The following is a 16,143-nucleotide window of genomic DNA, read 5'->3' on the forward strand; positions in this document are numbered from 1 at the left end:
GGAATTTTAGAGCATTCCCAGTTCGAGCTTGGCGTCGTCGGTCATCTTCTGCGGATCCCAGGGCGGATCCCAGACGAGATTGACTTCGGCATGGCCGATCCCCGGGACCGATCCGACGCGCAATTCGACTTCGCCCGGCATGGATTCGGCCACCGGGCAATGCGGCGTGGTCAAGGTCATCTGCACCGACGCATGGCCGTCGGCGGTGATGTCGACTCCGTAGATCAGCCCGAGATCGTAGATGTTCACCGGGATCTCGGGATCGTAGATTTCCTTGAGCGCCTGAATCACCGATTCGTAGAGCTCGCCGCCGGGCTCGCCCGCCGGATGCGGCTCGGGTTTCTGCGACAGGAAACCGGCGAGATAGTCGCGCTTGCGCTCGAACGTCTCCTGCACGTCCGGCGATGTTTCGGTGGGCGCAAAGGCGTCCTCGACCCGCGCCTTGGGCGGCGCCGCAACGGCGTCGACCTCCTCCACCGCGATCTTGCGTTCGTCGTTCACCCGAAAATCCTCGTCACGCGTTCGACACCCCTCACCAGCGCGGCGATGTCGTCCGCGCCGTTATACACTCCGAAGCTCGCCCGCGCCGTCGCCGGCACGCCGAGCGCGTCCATCAGCGGCTGGGCACAGTGATGCCCGGCGCGGATCGCGACATCGCCTTCGTCCAAGATGGTGGCGACGTCGTGCGGATGCACCCCCTCTACTGCGAAACTGACGATCCCGGCACTGTCGTCGGGGCCGAACAGCCGGACGCTGTTGATCTGCGCGAGCGCCCCGCGCGCCTGGCGGACGAGCGCGGCCTCGTGCGCGTGGATGCGCGCCAGGCCGATGCTCTCGACATAGTCGATTGCGGCGTGCAGCCCGACCACGCCGACGATGTGCGGCGTGCCCGCTTCGAACCGGCCCGGCGGGGGGGCATAGGTGGTGCGCGCGAAGCTGACGCGATCGATCATCGAGCCGCCGCCCTGATAGGGCGGCATCGCGTCGAGCAGCTCGAAACGGCCCCACAGCACGCCGATCCCCGTGGGACCATAGAGCTTGTGGCCCGAGAAGACGTAGAAGTCGCAGCCGATTGCGGCGACGTCGACCGGCAGCCGCGGCACAGCCTGGCAGCCGTCGAGCAGGATCCTGGCGCCGACCGAATGCGCGATCTCGGTCGCGCGTTTCGCGTCGAGCACCGAACCGAGCACGTTCGAGACATGCGCGAGCGCGACCAATTTGTGCTGCGGCGTGATCATCGCGGCCATCGCGTCGAGGTCGATGCGCTGGTCGGCGGTGAGCGGAATCACGTCGATCGCGGCGCCGACGCGCTCGGCGACCATCTGCCACGGCACGATGTTCGAATGATGCTCGAGCATGGAGAGCAGGATACGGTCGCCCCGCTTGAGCTGGGTGCCCGCCCAGCATTGCGCGACGAGATTGATCCCCTCGGTCGCGCCGCGGACGAAGATCGTTTCCTCGGGCTTGCCATGAATGAACTTCGCCACCCGCTCGCGCGCGGCCTCGAACGCCAGCGTCATGTCTGCCGAGCGCTGATAGACGCCGCGATGGACGGTCGCGTAGGTCTCGCCATAGCCGCGGGCGATCGCATCGAGCACGGGTCTGGGCTTTTGCGAGGTCGCGGCGGTGTCGAGATAGGCCCAGCCCGCGGGAATCGCCGGGAAATCGGCGAGCAGATCGAGGGGGCGGGTCCCTCTCCCATCGGGAGAGGGAGGGAGCGCCGTAGGCGCGGAAGGGTGCGGGTGACTGGCCATTACGCGCCCTCACCCTTCCCACTCGCCTCCGGCGAGCGGGCCCCTTCCCTCTCCCGATGGGAGAGGGAGTTCTCCAGCCACGCCTCGGCATCCGCCTCGAACGCCGCGCGAACCTTTTCCTCGCCGATCCGCGACACTGCGTCGGCGACGAAGGCGCGAGTGAGCAAGGCCTTGGCCCGCGGCTCGGGGACGCCGCGGCTCTGGAGGTAGAAGAGCGCGCGCTGGTCGAGCTCGCCGACCGTCGCGCCGTGCGCGCATTTGACGTCGTCGGCGAAGATTTCGAGCTCGGGCTTGAGATTGACCGTCGCGCCGCGTTCGAGCAGCAATCCGCGCAACGACTGCTCGCCATCGGTCTGCTGCGCGTCGCGCGCGACCTCGACCCGCGCCGCGAGGCTCGCCACCGAACGGTTCGCGGCGACTGCGCGCCAGAGCTGGCGAGAAGTACCCTCGATGGCCTCGTGGCGCACCGAAACCGCCGCCTCCTGGCGCTGCTTGTCCGAAGTCAGCAGCGCGCCGCCCATCTCGGCGAATGCGCCCTTGCCGGTGAGGGTCAGCGCGCCGTCGATCCGGCTGCCCATCCCGCCGGCGCCGAGGAAGATCGAGACGAGGCTCGCCGCTTCGCCGATCTCGGCCTCGTCGCGGATCGACACGAAGCCATCAGCCTGGAGCAGCCGCACCGAGCGCATCAGCCGCGCGCCGCGCGCGAGCGTGATCTGTGCGATGCGATTCGCCCAGCCTGCGCCGGCATAGGTTTCCACGACGCTCGCCACGGCGTCTTCGGCGAGCGTGATCCGCGCGGGCACATGGCTCTCGCCGCCGGTGCCGAGATGGACGATCTGGATGCCGGTCACCGCGGCCTGCGCGTCGAGCGACAGCACCCAGCCCTCGCCTTCGGCCAGCTCGCCAAGCGGGTGCGCGGTCTCGGGCGCAAAGCGCGCGACCTTTACCGGACCGGGGCGGCTATGCGCGGGCTCGAACACGCCGTCGACGAAGAGCAGGCGGGGGCCATCGAAATCGAGGAAGAGATCGGCGGGCTTGATCCCGGCATCACGCGGTGCGGCATCGGCGGCGGCGCGCAGCGCCTGCATATCGGCCCAGCGCCATTCCTCGAGGCGCGGCGAAGGAAGTTCGAGCGTGGAGGCCATCAAATCCTCCCCGAGTTTGCTCGGGGAGGGGGACCGCCGGCCGCAGGCCGGTGGTGGAGGGGCCGCGACGCAGTCGCGGAAACGCCTCGCACCGAGTCCGCCGCTGCGCGGCGCCCCTCCACCACGCTTCGCGCGGTCCCCCTCCCCGAGACGAGCTCGGGGAGGAATTGCGATATCGCGCTCACGCCGCCACTCCATAGCCTTCGCGCTCGAGCTGTTGCGCGAGTTCGGGGCCGCCGGTGCGGGTGATGCGGCCGGCTTCGAGGACGTGGACGAAATCGGGCTGCACATAATCGAGCAGCCGCTGGTAATGGGTGATCAGCAGCACCGCTTTGTCGGGCGCACGCATGATCCGGTTGATCCCTTCGCCCACCGCCTTGAGCGCGTCGATGTCGAGCCCGGAATCGGTCTCGTCGAGGATCGCCAGCTTCGGACCGATGATGCCCATCTGGACCATTTCGTTGCGCTTCTTCTCGCCGCCCGAGAAGCCGACATTGACCGGGCGCTTGAGCATCTCCTGATCCATGCCCAGGGCGTCGGCCTGCGCCCGCGCGAGCTTGAGGAATTCGCCGCCCGAAAGCGGTGTCTCGCCGCGCGCGCGGCGCTGCGAATTGAGCGCCTCGCGGAGGAACTGGACGTTGGAGATGCCGGGGATCTCGACCGGATATTGGAAGCCGAGGAACAGGCCGGCCGCAGCGCGCTCGTGCGCGTCCATTTCGAGCAGATCCGCGCTGCCGAACGTCACCGATCCGCCGGTCGGCTCGTAGCCCGGACGCCCGCCCAGCACATAGCCGAGCGTCGACTTGCCGGCACCGTTCGGGCCCATGATCGCATGGACTTCGCCGGCATTGACGGTGAGGCTGAGCCCCTTGAGGATTTCCTTGCCGTCGATTTCGGCGCGCAGGTCTTCAATTCTGAGCATTTGTATCCTGTCGGTCGGCGTCCGCGCCGAACTGATCGTTGATGATCTTGGTCATCTGGGTCTGGGTGCAGGCCTGGATCGCCTTCTTGCTGCGATCGGGCTCGCGCGAGCAGGCGGCGACGGTCTCGCAGGTCAGCCGGTCGAAGCTCTCGTCGCCGCTGGACTGCGCGATCGCGCAGGCATGGACGCGGCGCTTCGAATCGAGCTGGACATTGATCTGGAGCGGCCGGGCGCGACCGGTGACGACGATGTCCTCGCCGACCGCGTCCTGCCCGCCGAGCAAGCCGAGAGCAAGCCACAGGCTCATAAAGGCACCGTCAGCAGCTTGATGTTCTTGAGCGGCTCGGGAGCGTTATAGGCGTCGACCCGGCCGCCATCGGGCAATTCCCAGATGATCTTGTACTGCCTGGGCTGGACGATCGCCGCGCTGACATCGGCCTCGACCGAATCGAGGATGCCCTGCATGCGCCCCCACCAGCGCTTGTTGACCGGACGGTCGCCGAGCAGGATCCGGCCCTGGGTGAAATCGCCCTCGACAAAGGCGCGGCAGCCCTTGATCGCATCCGCCACCCTCGCGGCGCGATCGGCTTCCGCGGCAGGCGCGACCCCGACCTGCCGCACGATGCAGCGGGCATGGCGCGTGGCGATGCCGATCTGCGGCACGGCGTCGACGGCGACTCCGCCGGCGGCCTGGGCGGCGAGCGCGAGCAATATTCCGAATGTCATTGCGATACTCCCGGGGGCGAGAACATCCGCCCCTTTCCTGACATTGCCCGAACCATGCTTGCCCGGCGCTGACTGGGCACGACGCTCATTCGCCGAGTTCCTTCGCCGGCCCGAGGCGAATGACCGGGCCATCGGAGGGCGGCTTGGGCAGAGGCGGCAATTTGACGCGCTGGCGCTCGGTCTCGCGGCTGGGCTCGCCGAGGCCCAGTGGGCCTGCCTCGCCATCGCCGAGCGCCGGCCGGGGATCGCTGAATTTGGGAAGAACGAAGGTCTGCGGCGCGCTCGCGCCGGGGAGCCGCGTCTCGCCCGGCGTGGCGGCGGACGCCAGCTCGAGGAAGGTCAGTTCGCGGCAATCGGTGACTTCATCGGCGGTCTTGGCATAGCAGACCGGGGTCGACTGGCAGGCATTGGTATCACGCCGCTGGCTGCCGCTGGAGACCATGATCCGGCAATTGCGCAACTTGCCGTCGGCGCCCTTGTCGAACAGCATCGTGGTATGCCCGAAGGTCGCGCGCACGACGATGTCCTCACCCTGCACCTCGTCGGTCGCGGGCGGCGCTGCAGGCACATCCTGCGCGAGGAGAAGGAGGGCAAAGGCGATCACAGAGCGGTTGCCGCCCCATCGTCACCCCGGACCTGTTCCGGGGTCCACCGGGCGGCCAAGCGAGAAGCAAGCGCCTCTCGTCCTTCGCCCGGCTGCACGGTGGATGCCGGAACAAGTCCGGCATGACGATTTGAGAGATGCCGGGTCACCCCACCGACCCCTCGAGGCTGATCCCCAGCAATTTCTGCGCCTCGACCGCGAATTCCATCGGCAGCTGCTTGAGCACCTCGCGCGCGAAGCCGTTGACGATCAGCGCCACCGCCGCCTCCGAATCGAGACCGCGCTGCATCGCGTAGAACATCTGATCCTCGCTGATCTTCGAGGTGGTCGCCTCGTGCTCGATCTGCGCAGTCGGGTTCTTGACCTCGATATAGGGCACGGTGTGCGCGCCGCATTGATCGCCTAGCAACAGGCTGTCGCATTGGGTGAAGTTGCGGACATTCTCCGCCCCGGCATTGACCAGCACCTTGCCGCGATAGGTGTTGTCCGATCGGCCGGCGCTGATGCCCTTCGACACGATCGTCGAGCGAGTGTTCTTGCCGATATGCAGCATCTTGGTGCCGGTATCGGCCTGCTGGCGGCCGTTGGTCACCGCAACCGAATAGAATTCGCCGACCGAGCCGTCGCCCTGCAGGATGCAGCTCGGATATTTCCACGTGATCGCGCTGCCGGTCTCGACCTGGGTCCAGCTGACCTTCGAATTGGTCCCGGCGCAGAGCGCGCGCTTGGTGACGAAGTTGAAGATCCCGCCCTTGCCGTCCTCGTCGCCGGGATACCAGTTCTGCACGGTCGAATATTTGATCTCGGCATCGTCCAATGCGACCAGTTCGACCACGGCGGCGTGGAGCTGGTTCTCGTCGCGCATCGGCGCGGTGCAGCCTTCGAGATACGAGACGTACGCGCCCTTGTCGGCGACGATCAAAGTCCGCTCGAACTGGCCGGTATTCTCGGCGTTGATCCGGAAATAGGTGCTCAGCTCCATCGGGCAGCGCACGCCCTCGGGCACGTAGACGAAGGTGCCGTCGGAGAAGACCGCGCTGTTGAGCGCCGAGAAGAAATTGTCGCGCACCGGGACGACCTTGCCGAGCCATTTCTTCACCAGCTCGGGATATTCGCGGATCGCCTCGCTGATCGACAGGAAGATGACGCCGGCGGCCTTGAGTTCCTCGCGGAAGGTAGTCGCGACCGAGACGCTGTCGAACACCGCGTCGACCGCGATCTTGCGCGCGCCCTCGACCCCGGCGAGGACCTTCTGCTCCTCGATCGGGATGCCGAGCTTCTCATAGACGCGCAGGATTTCGGGATCGAGCTCGTCGAGGCTGCCGATCGTCTTCTTCGCCTTGGGCTCGGCGTAATAATAGGCGTCCTGATAGTCGATGTGCGGGATCTGCAGCTTCGCCCATTCGGGAAGCGTCATTTCCTGCCACATCCGGAAAGCCTTGAGGCGCCATTCGAGCATCCATTCGGGCTCGTTCTTCTTGGCGCTGATGTAGCGGACGGTGTCTTCGCTCAGCCCCTTGGGCGCGAACTCCTGCTCGACGTCCGAGGCGAAGCCCCATTCATACTTCTTGTTCGCGGCGGCGAGCGCCTCGGCGTTCCTGGTGGCCATTATGCGAGCACTCCCGTTCCCCGGCGAAGGCGGGGGCCCAGCTGCGACGAACCTTGATTGATAGCGATTTCCTCGCCCACTGAACGCTCCGGAACTGGACCCCGGCCTTCGCCGGGGAACAAGGAAAGACTGGCGAGGCTGATCGAAGAGAGCGCGCCTTTAACGGCGCCGTTCACGGCATTCCAGTGCGGCCTGACCCGGCAGGTGCCCTCGACCGCGCAATCATGCCGGCCATTGTCGACACAGGCAGTCAGCGCGATCGGCCCCTCGATCGCCTCGACGATGTCGGCGACCGAGATCGCCGCGGGCGGGCGCGACAGGCGGAAGCCGCCGCCGGTGCCGCGCGCGCTCTCGATCAGCCCCGCTGCCGAGAGCTTGCTGACCAGCTTCTGCACCGTAGGCAAAGGCAGCCCGGTCTCGCTCGCGAGCAGAGTCGCGTTGAGCCGGCACGTCGCGCCGCAATGGCGCGCGGCGGCAGCCATCATCACTACGGCATAATCGGCAAGGCTCGAAAGGCGCATCTAATCCCATTCGCCCTTTGCGCAATCGCGCGACGGGCATCAATCAGAACGATTCTGTCCGATTGCAAATGGGCCTAAGCGGCGCGAAGGTCAACCGGTTCGGGGATGACTTCGGGCAGGAAGTGCAGTCCTTCGTTCTGCAGGGTCAGCGCGAGCGCGGGATCGCCATTGCCGCGCAGGCTGGTCGGGGTGTGCCCGGTGAAGTGCTTGACTTCGTTGATCATGTGCGACTGATCGGCGAACGGGCCGACCACGTCGGAGATCGGCGCGCCCTGGAAGATCTGCATCGCGGCGCGGATCGCGCGGAACTTGCGCTTGAGCTTGGTCGGCGGCCCGCCGAAATATTCGAGGCACAGCCGCTGGACCTGACGCTCGCCGAGCCCCGAAGTCGCCTCGATCGTCCCGTAGAGCGCATCGATCGTCGGATCCTCGCTCGCCGCCCATTCGCGCACGGCGTTGAGGAACGGGAAATGCGCCTCGGGAACCGGCTTCACTTCCTCCTGCCGCATGATCAGCTGCGGGGCGATCGCCGAGATCATCTCGTCGAGCTGGGTCATGTCGCGCAATTGCTCGAGCAGCCGCGGCGCGCGCTCGCAGAACAATTTCTCGCCGTCGATGATGTGATCGGTGACCTTGTGCGCGGGGATGCCGATCAGCGCCTTCCAGCCGATCGCGCGCAGCACCACGCCGAAGCACAAGACCGGCCCGCGCATCCGATAGCTGGCGGCGGCGGTGCCGGGGCCGGCGACCATGATCGGCTTGAGCGGTTCGACATGACCGTCGGGGAAGGTCATCTCGCCCTCGCCCTGGATCAGGAAGCGGATATGCCCGAGATCGATCCGCTCCGAACGCTCGAGTTCGCCCTCGCCTTCCCAGCGGAACAGATAATAGGATTCGACATGGGGGAGCAGCCGGCCCTTGGCGCGCTTGAGCTCGATCGTCGGCCCCGACGCGCCCACGATATCGCGGGCGGGATGCGCATGTGCATCCGCGACGATGGATTTGATGGTAGTTACGCCCCGCATTTGCGACCCGAGCCCCCCGGTTCCCCGAATCTGTGTCTCGGCCGTGTCTATAACCGGCGGGGCGCGCAGATAAAAGTGGCCCGGCCGGTATTACCCGGCCGGGCCAGTGGAAAGGGTTCCCCCCGTTGAAGCGGAAACCCCTCGGGTCGCAAAACCTGACTAGCCAATACGTAGACCTACGTATTGGACGGATTCGACATTGCGCGATTTTTGACGCGCGGACGCCGCGGTGCGAAGGCGATCGCATGGCCTATCCGCTCCGTTCCGCACTATTTTCCCTCGATCCCGAAACGGCGCACCGCGCGACGATCGCCGCATTGCGGCTGTGGGGCGGCTTCGGCACGCCGTTCGCGGGTCGCTCCGGATCGGATGCATCCGCCGGTGTCCGGGTCGCCGGGATCGACTTTCCCAACCGGGTCGGGCTCGCCGCCGGGCTCGACAAGAATGCCGAGGCGATCGCCGGACTGTTCGGGCTCGGCTTCGGCGCGGTCGAGGTGGGGACGCTGACCCCGCGCCCGCAGCCCGGCAACCCCAGGCCGCGGCTGTTTCGACTCGTCGAGGACGAGGCGGTGATCAACCGGATGGGATTCAACAATGACGGGATCGACGCGGCGTTGACGCGAATCGCCGCGCTGAAGCGGCGCGCGGGGGTGCTCGGGATCAATGTCGGCGCCAACAAGGATTCGACCGACCGGGTCGCCGATTATGCCGAGGGGGTGGGCAAGGCCGCGCCGCACGCCGATTACATCACGATCAACGTCAGCTCGCCCAACACGCCCGGCCTGCGCGATCTCCAGTCGCGCCCGGCATTGGACGAATTGCTCGCCGCCTGCGATTCCGCGCGGGGCGGAACGCCTTTGTTTCTCAAGATCGCCCCCGATCTCGATCGCGCCGGAATCGACGGGGCGGTGCGCGCGGCGATCGACAACCGGATCGACGCGCTGATCGTCTCGAACACCACGATTTCGCGCCCGGCACTGCGCTCGCCGCTTGCCGGCGAGGCCGGCGGCCTCTCGGGTGCGCCGTTGCGCACGCTCGCTGCGACAAAGCTGATCGAGGCGCGCGAAGCCAGCGGCGGCGCGCTGCCGCTGATCTCGGCGGGGGGGATCGACGGCCCGGACGAAGCCCGAAGACGGCTCGATGCCGGCGCGGTGCTCGTCCAGGTCTATAGCGCGCTCGTCTATCGCGGCCCCGGCCTCGCGCGCGAAATCGTCCGAGGATTGGCCGCAAGCCGCTGACATAGCGTCTTTGCCGGCACGCCAAAGCGGGCTACGGCTGGGACCATGAGAAGAATGGTCGCGCTGCTGATTGCCCTGTTCCTGCCCTTCGCCGCATCGGCGCAGGGAATCGTCAGCGCCGCGGACCCGCGCGCCGCCGCCGCGGGAGTCGAGATCCTGCGCAAGGGAGGCACCGCGACCGACGCGGCGATCGCGACGATGCTGGCATTGAACGTGGTCGAGCCGGCGAGCGCCGGGATCGGCGGCGGCGCGTTCTTCGTCGTATACGACGCGAAGCGGAAGACGACGACCACCGTCGACGGCCGCGAGGCCGCCCCGATGGCCGCCGACTCGCGCTGGTTCTATGCCGACGGCAAGCCGCTCGGCATTCGCGACGCGATTCCCGGCGGGCGTAGCGTCGGGGTTCCCGGCACGCTGCGCGCGATGGCGATGGCGCACCGGCGCGGCGGCAAATTGCCTTGGGCGACCTTGTTCGAGCCCGCGATCCGGCTTGCCCGCGACGGCTTCGCGGTGACTCCGCGCTTCAACGGCGCGCTCGGCCGCTTTCGCCACGGCGACGCCGCCATCCGCGCGATCTTCTACGATCCCGACGGCAAGCCGCGCGCCACGGTGCGCAATCCCGAACAGGCGGATCTGTTCGAGCGCGTCGCCAAATTCGGCCCCGACGCCTTCTATGTCGGCCCGCAGGCGGCGAAATTGGTCGCGACGGTCAACAATGCCGCGCGCAACCCGTCGAAGATGACCGTGGGCGACCTCGCCGCGTACGAGGCCAAGGAGCGCCCGGTGCTGTGCGGCACCTATCGCCGGCACAAGATCTGCTCGATGGGCCCGGTCTCGTCGGGCGGCACCGCCGTGCTGATGATCCTCAAGCAGCTCGAACGCTTCGACATGGCGAAGCTCGGCAAGGATTCGCCGGTCGCATGGCATCTGTTCGCCGAAAGCTCGCGCCTCGCTTATGCCGATCGCGACATGTATCTCGGCGACCCCGATTATGTCCGGATCCCGCTCAAAGGTCTGCTCGCCCCCCAATATATCGCCCGCCGCTCGGCGCTGATCAGCCCGACCGGCAGCATGGCGACCATCGCTCCCGGCACGCCGCCGGGGGCGCCGCCCCGCGTGCGCGCCTCCACCAGCGAAGTCGCAGGCACCACTTCGCTGTCGGTCGCCGATGGCGCGGGCAATGTCGCGCAGGTGACCACCACGATCGAGAGCCCGTTCGGCTCGGGCCTGTCGGTCGACGGAACGATGCTCAACAACGAGCTGACCGATTTCGACATCGTGCCCGAGAAGGACGGCATTCTGGTCGCCAACCGGGTCGAGGGCGGCAAGCGCCCGCGCAGCTCGATGGCTCCGACGATCGTCTACGGCCCCGACGGCAAGGTCCGCCTCGCGGTCGGCGCGGCGGGCGGATCGACGATCATCGCGCAGGTCGCGAAAGCGATCATCGGCGTGGTCGACTGGAAGCTGAGCGCACAGGATGCGATCGCGCTCGGATTGGTCTATGCTCCCGGCCCGGTCGCGCTGATCGAGAAGGGCACCGAGCGCGAGGCGATGATCCCGGCGCTGGAGGCGCTGGGCGAGAAGGTCCAGGCCGCGCCGCTCGGGCTCAAGGCCAATGCGATCGAGCAGGTCGGCGGCCGCTGGGCCGGTGCCGCCGATCCGCGCAGCGAAGGCGTGGCGATGCATCAGGACGGACGCGTGCCCGAGATCAAGCGTTTCGGCGCCGTGCCGAACCGTCCATCGGAATAAAAGGGACGCCGCCAAAGCGGTGCCCGAAGGGGGAGAGCGATGCGCACACTCGAACGGTTCGACAATCTGGTCCAGATGTTCTTCACGCGGGCACGCGAGAAGGGCGACAAGCCGTTCCTCTGGCACAAGGCCGGGGGGGCGTGGCAGCCGACCAGCTGGGCCGAGGCCGCGCGTCAGGTCGCCAGCCTCGCCACGGCCTTCCAGGCGCTGGGGCTCAAGCATGGCGACCGCATCATGCTGGTCTCGGAGAACCGCCCCGAATTCTGCATCACCGATCTGGCGATCATGGCGGCCGGCTGCGTCACCGTTCCCACCTACACCACCAATACCGAGCGCGATCACCAGCACATCATCGAGAATTCGGGCGCCTGCGCGATCGTCGTCTCGAACACCAAGCTGGCCAAGACCCTGCTTCCCGCCGCGATCCGATCGTCCTCGGCGCGGATGGTGATCGGCATCGACGAGGTCCGCGCCGGCCAGTCGGGAACGATGGATTTCCACGATTACAAGGATTTGATCGCGAAGCATCCGGCCGACCCCGAGACCGTCGCCGCGCGCGCCTCGTTCCGGCGCGAGGAGCCGGCGTGCATCATCTACACCAGCGGGACCGGCGGCAGCCCGCGCGGGGTGATGCAGCATCACGGCGCGATCCTCCACAACGTCAATGGCTGCTGCACGATCATCTCCGAGGATTTCGGCTGGGAGGACGAAGTGTTCCTCTCGTTCCTGCCGCTCAGCCACGCGTACGAGCATACCGGCGGGCAGCATTTCCCGATCGGGCTCGGCGCCCAGATCTATTATTCCGAAGGGCTCGAAAAACTCGCCTCGAACATCGAGGAAGTCCGCCCGACGATCATGGTGGTGGTGCCGCGGCTGTTCGAAGTGCTGCGCACCCGGATCACCAAGCAGATCGAGAAGCAGGGCAAATTCGCCAATTTCCTGCTCGATCGCGCGGTCGATCTCGGCGGTAAGCGCGCGGCGGGCAGCACGACCCTGCTCGACGCGCCGATGAGCCTGCTGCTCAAGGCGACCCTGATGCCCAAGATCTCGAAGCGCTTCGGCGGGCGGATCAAGGCGATGGTCTCAGGCGGGGCGCCGCTCAATCCCGAGGTCGGGATCTTCTTCGAATCGATCGGCCTCACCTTCCTGCAAGGCTATGGCCAGACCGAGGCCGCGCCGGTGATCTCGTGCAACCGTCCGAGCGCCGGGCTCAAGCACGACACGGTCGGCCCGCCGCTCCCCGATGTCGAGGTGCGGATCGCGCCCGACGGCGAGATCCTCGTCCGCGGGGAGCTGGTCATGCACGGCTATTGGCGCAACGAGGAGGAGACCGCGCGCGTCCTCAAGGACGGCTGGCTCCATACCGGCGACATCGGCGTGATCGACGAGAAGGGCCGGATCAAGATCACCGACCGCAAGAAGGACATCATCGTCAACGACAAGGGCGACAATGTCGCGCCGCAAAAGGTGGAAGGCATGCTCACCCTCCAGCCCGAGATCGTCCAGGCGATGATCGCGGGCGACAAGAAGCCGTACATGACCGCGGTGATCGTCCCCGATCCCGAATGGACCGCCGAATATTGCGCGCACACCGCGACGCCCTGTCATTTCAGGGAGCTGTCGCACGATCCCGATTACAAGGCCGCGGTCGCCGCTGCGGTCGAGCGGGTCAACAAGGATCTGTCGGTGGTCGAGCGGGTGCGCAAGTTCATCATCGCCGATTCGCCGTTCACGATCGAGAACGAGCAATTGACCCCGAGCCTGAAGATCCGCCGGCACGTGCTGAAGCAGGTGTATGGGGACCGGCTGAACGCGCTGTATTGAGTCCCTTAAATCCTCCCTCGCGCAGCGGGGGAGGTGGCGCCGAAGGCGACGGAGGGGCGCCGCCGCAGATCCACTGCTCGCGGACAGGCCCCCTCCACCACTTCGTGGTCCCCCTCCCCCGCTGCGCGAGGGAGGATCAAGCTCGGCTCAGCCCCCGGCCTGCGCGTCCGGGCCGGGGACCACCACCATCGTCCAGTCCTTGTCGGGCCGCAGATATTTCTGGGCGAGCGCCTGCACTTCGGCGGGCGAAGTGGTCGCGACGTCGCGGGCCAGCGTCGCCACCGAGGCGACCCGCGCCGGATCATAGGCGCCGCCCTCGACCAGCCGCATCCAGAACATGTTGCCGCTCGATTGGCGGATCAGCATCTGCTTGATCGGCGTCAGCGCGCGATTGAGTTCGTCGGCGTCGACCGGTTTGGCGATCAGATCGGCGGCGATCCCGCGGGCGAGCTGGAAGAAGAAGTCGGTCTTGTCGGGGGGCACCATGCCCAAGGCGATCAATTTGCCGCCCGATTCCATGCCGAGCGGCCATTGGCTGGCGACGTTGGGCGAATAGCTGACCCCCGCCTGGCTGCGCAGCTGATCGATCATCCGGTCGCGGAAGATCGCGGCGAGCACTTCGAGCTTGCGGCTCTCGGTGATGCCCGCGCTGCCCGCGCCGGTCGGCCAGGCGATCACCGCCGCCGCCTGATCGGCCTTGCCGCTATGGGTGCGGACCACCGGCTTGTCGACATGCGCGGGGAAGGCGGCCAACGGCACCGGCGCATTGCTCGCCGGGCGCGGCTTGAGCGCGCCGAAGGTTTCCGCGACGGCCTTGATCGTCGCGTCCGAATCCATGTCGCCGAACACCTCGACTTCGATCGGACCAGTGCCGAGCAACGGCTCCCACAGCTTGCGGAAGCTCGCCGGCGTGGTCGCCGCGATCGTCTCGCGCTCGGGCATGCCCCAGCGCGGATCGCCCGAATGGAGCAATTTCTCGAGATCGCGGCCGAGCACCGCGTCGGGCGAAGAGGACAGCCCGGCATAGCCCGAGAGCACCGCGGTCTTGGCGCGAGTCACCGGATTGGGATCCCATGCCGGCGCCGCCAGCTTGGCCGCGAACAGCCGCAGCTGATCGGGCAGATCCTGCTTGTTGGTCTGGCCGTTGAAGCGGAACGCGTCCCCGGCGACGTCGAAGTCGAAGCCCATCTGGCGATTGCCGATCAGCGCATCGAGCTCTTCCTGGCCGAGCTTGCCGACGCCGCCCGCGACAAGCGCCATCTCGCCGGCCCATGCCGGGCTCGGTCGGGTCGGCAGCGCATTGAGCCCGCCTCCGAAGCGGACATTGACATAGACCTTGCCGACTTCGGACGAATCCTTGCGCATCAGCAGATTGACGCCGTTGGCGAAAACCACCTTCTCGATCTCGAGTTCGGGCAGCAGCGGCGTGCGGCTGACCATCTTGCCCGGCGCGCCGAGCCTGGGCAGCTGGGCGAAGCTGACATTGCCGAGCGCCTTGCGCTTGCCGCCATTGGCGACGACATCGGCCTGCAGCGCCGCGGTGACCTTGGCCATGAGCTGCGGATCGGGAGTGTGGACGTTGACCAGCGCGCGGGTGGCGGTGCCCTCGAATACGCGCTTCGCCGCGGCCTGCACGGTTTCGGGAGTGAACATCTTCGCGGCGATCGCGGCCTTGAAGATGTCGTACGAAGCCTCGGGCGTCGTCACCGTCTCGTTGATGTCGACCGCCTCGACCAGATCGTCGGCGATCTTCATCCCCGATTCGACCGGCGCGGTGGCGATCCGCTGCTTCATCGACGCTTCGATCTCGGCGAGCTCGCGGTCGATCTCGGCCTGGGTCGGCGCAGTGGTCTGGGCGTCGGCGATCACCCCGCGCACGTCGCGCAGCGCCGTCTCCCAATCCGCGCCGACCGGCATGACGTTGACGGTGGTGACGTTGGCAGAGCGCGCGACGTCGCTCAGATCCGCGCCCGCGCCGACGAAGCTGCCGCCCGAGCGCGCGCGTGATTCGAGTCGCCGGTTGATGATGCGGATCGCGACGAGATCGATCATCCGTTTCTGGTTGAAGATCACGGTGTCGCTGAACACCGTCCAGGGGCGGACGATCGCCATCATCGCCAGCGGCGGCACGGCCGGCTCGACGATGCTCGCGGCGACCGGGTTGTTCTCGGCCACCGGCTTGCCGAAATCGGGGCTCGGCGGGTTGGGCCCGTTGGCCTGCCAGGTGGCGAAATGCTTCTGCACCAGCCCTTCGAGCACCGCCGGATCCATGTCGCCGATGACGATCACCACGGCGCGCTCGGGGCGGTACCAGCGATCGTGGAAGGCCTTGACTGCGGCGGGCGTCGCGGCGGTCAGCGCGGCGGTGGTGCCGATCGGCTTGCGATTGGCGACCGGCTGGCCGGCGAACATCAGACCGAGCATGGTATCCTGCAGCCGCTCCTGCGCGCCGGGCTGCTCGCGCGCCTCGGCGAGTACCACCGGGCGCTCGGCATCGAGCGACGCCTGGGTGATCGCGGGTGCGGACATCATGCCGGTGAGGATCTTGAAGCTCTCGTCGAGTCCCGCCGTAGTCGCAGTGGGCAGATCGAGCTTGTAGACCGTCTGGGTGAAGGTGGTGCTGGCGTTCGAATCGGAGCCGAAGGTCACCCCGAGCCGCTGCCAGATCCGCTTCGACTCGCCGTCGGGCACGAAGGTCGAGCCGCGGAACGAGAGATGCTCGAGCAGATGCGCGAAGCCGCGCTCGCTGTCCTGCTCGTTGAGCGAGCCGGCGTCGATCCGCACCCGCACCGAGACCTGGCCGGGGGGCACGCCGTTCTTGCGCACGGCATAGCGCACGCCGTTCGAGAGCCGGCCGAACTTCCATTCGTCGTCATGGACGAGATCGCTGCCCTTGTAGAGCCAGGGATCCTCGGCGGTCTGGACCGGCCGCGGAGCGACCTGCGCGTGCACCGGCTGGGCCGGGGCGAGCGTGACGAGGGCAAAGGAGGCGAGGAGCGGCGACCGCAGGAAACGAAGCATGGATC

At 67.3% G+C, this 16,143-nt stretch carries 13 protein-coding genes and 1 pseudogene; 3 read left to right on the top strand and 11 right to left on the bottom strand.

Features of this window, described 5'->3' with window-relative positions; all coding sequences use genetic code 11:
• Positions 1 to 6: 6 nt before the first annotated feature.
• The 10 genes and pseudogenes from Q9Q95_RS02735 to Q9Q95_RS02780 all read right to left on the bottom strand — a co-directional run bounded on the left by Q9Q95_RS02735 (position 7) and on the right by Q9Q95_RS02780 (position 8,306).
• On the bottom strand, positions 7 to 501 hold the full coding sequence (locus Q9Q95_RS02735) for an SUF system Fe-S cluster assembly protein (RefSeq protein ID WP_306093523.1): 495 nt from the start codon (positions 499 to 501) through the stop codon (positions 7 to 9).
• On the bottom strand, positions 498 to 1,754 hold the full coding sequence (locus tag Q9Q95_RS02740) for a cysteine desulfurase (RefSeq protein WP_371876666.1): 1,257 nt from the start codon (positions 1,752 to 1,754) through the stop codon (positions 498 to 500). Before Q9Q95_RS02740 ends, Q9Q95_RS02735 begins: the two co-directional genes overlap by 4 nt.
• Positions 1,754 to 2,899: a SufD family Fe-S cluster assembly protein gene (locus Q9Q95_RS02745; RefSeq protein WP_306093524.1), complete on the bottom strand. Its 1,146-nt coding sequence runs from the start codon at positions 2,897 to 2,899 to the stop codon at positions 1,754 to 1,756. Before Q9Q95_RS02745 ends, Q9Q95_RS02740 begins: the two co-directional genes overlap by 1 nt.
• Before the next feature lie 181 nt (positions 2,900 to 3,080).
• Positions 3,081 to 3,761, bottom strand: a pseudogene (sufC, locus tag Q9Q95_RS02750) (Fe-S cluster assembly ATPase SufC); the annotation flags it as partial.
• A 46-nt stretch (positions 3,762 to 3,807) separates the two neighbouring features.
• On the bottom strand, positions 3,808 to 4,128 hold the full coding sequence (locus Q9Q95_RS02755) for a hypothetical protein (protein ID WP_306093526.1): 321 nt from the start codon (positions 4,126 to 4,128) through the stop codon (positions 3,808 to 3,810).
• Positions 4,125 to 4,547 (bottom strand): hypothetical protein, encoded by a 423-nt coding sequence (locus Q9Q95_RS02760; RefSeq protein WP_306093527.1) that lies wholly within the window; start codon positions 4,545 to 4,547, stop codon positions 4,125 to 4,127. Before Q9Q95_RS02760 ends, Q9Q95_RS02755 begins: the two co-directional genes overlap by 4 nt.
• Before the next feature lie 85 nt (positions 4,548 to 4,632).
• Positions 4,633 to 5,151 (bottom strand): hypothetical protein, encoded by a 519-nt coding sequence (locus tag Q9Q95_RS02765; RefSeq protein WP_306093528.1) that lies wholly within the window; start codon positions 5,149 to 5,151, stop codon positions 4,633 to 4,635.
• 145 nt (positions 5,152 to 5,296) lie between these two features.
• Entirely contained in the window at positions 5,297 to 6,760 is a 1,464-nt protein-coding gene (sufB, locus tag Q9Q95_RS02770) for a Fe-S cluster assembly protein SufB (protein ID WP_306093530.1), read from the bottom strand.
• Complete coding sequence (locus Q9Q95_RS02775) at positions 6,760 to 7,281, bottom strand: SUF system Fe-S cluster assembly regulator (RefSeq protein ID WP_306093532.1); 522 nt, start codon at positions 7,279 to 7,281, stop codon at positions 6,760 to 6,762. The genes sufB and Q9Q95_RS02775 overlap by 1 nt, the downstream gene beginning before the upstream one ends.
• Before the next feature lie 74 nt (positions 7,282 to 7,355).
• Positions 7,356 to 8,306 (bottom strand): helix-turn-helix domain-containing protein, encoded by a 951-nt coding sequence (locus Q9Q95_RS02780; protein ID WP_306093534.1) that lies wholly within the window; start codon positions 8,304 to 8,306, stop codon positions 7,356 to 7,358.
• Between the two features lie 245 nt (positions 8,307 to 8,551).
• Between Q9Q95_RS02780 and Q9Q95_RS02785 the strand changes: the two genes are divergently transcribed.
• Genes Q9Q95_RS02785 through Q9Q95_RS02795 form a run of 3 tightly spaced genes read left to right on the top strand, consistent with a single transcriptional unit; the run spans position 8,552 to position 13,117 of the window.
• Positions 8,552 to 9,544, top strand: a complete 993-nt coding sequence (locus Q9Q95_RS02785; RefSeq protein WP_306093536.1) for a quinone-dependent dihydroorotate dehydrogenase — start codon at positions 8,552 to 8,554, stop codon at positions 9,542 to 9,544.
• Between the two features lie 45 nt (positions 9,545 to 9,589).
• Entirely contained in the window at positions 9,590 to 11,293 is a 1,704-nt protein-coding gene (locus Q9Q95_RS02790) for a gamma-glutamyltransferase family protein (RefSeq protein ID WP_306093538.1), read from the top strand.
• Between the two features lie 39 nt (positions 11,294 to 11,332).
• Entirely contained in the window at positions 11,333 to 13,117 is a 1,785-nt protein-coding gene (locus Q9Q95_RS02795) for a long-chain fatty acid--CoA ligase (protein ID WP_306093540.1), read from the top strand.
• Between the two features lie 147 nt (positions 13,118 to 13,264).
• On the opposite strand, the gene Q9Q95_RS02800 is transcribed toward Q9Q95_RS02795, so the two are convergent.
• Complete coding sequence (locus Q9Q95_RS02800) at positions 13,265 to 16,138, bottom strand: pitrilysin family protein (protein WP_306093542.1); 2,874 nt, start codon at positions 16,136 to 16,138, stop codon at positions 13,265 to 13,267.
• Positions 16,139 to 16,143 lie beyond the last annotated feature (5 nt).

The organism is Sphingomonas sp. DG1-23, assembly GCF_030730875.1.
GTDB lineage: Bacteria > Pseudomonadota > Alphaproteobacteria > Sphingomonadales > Sphingomonadaceae > Sphingomonas.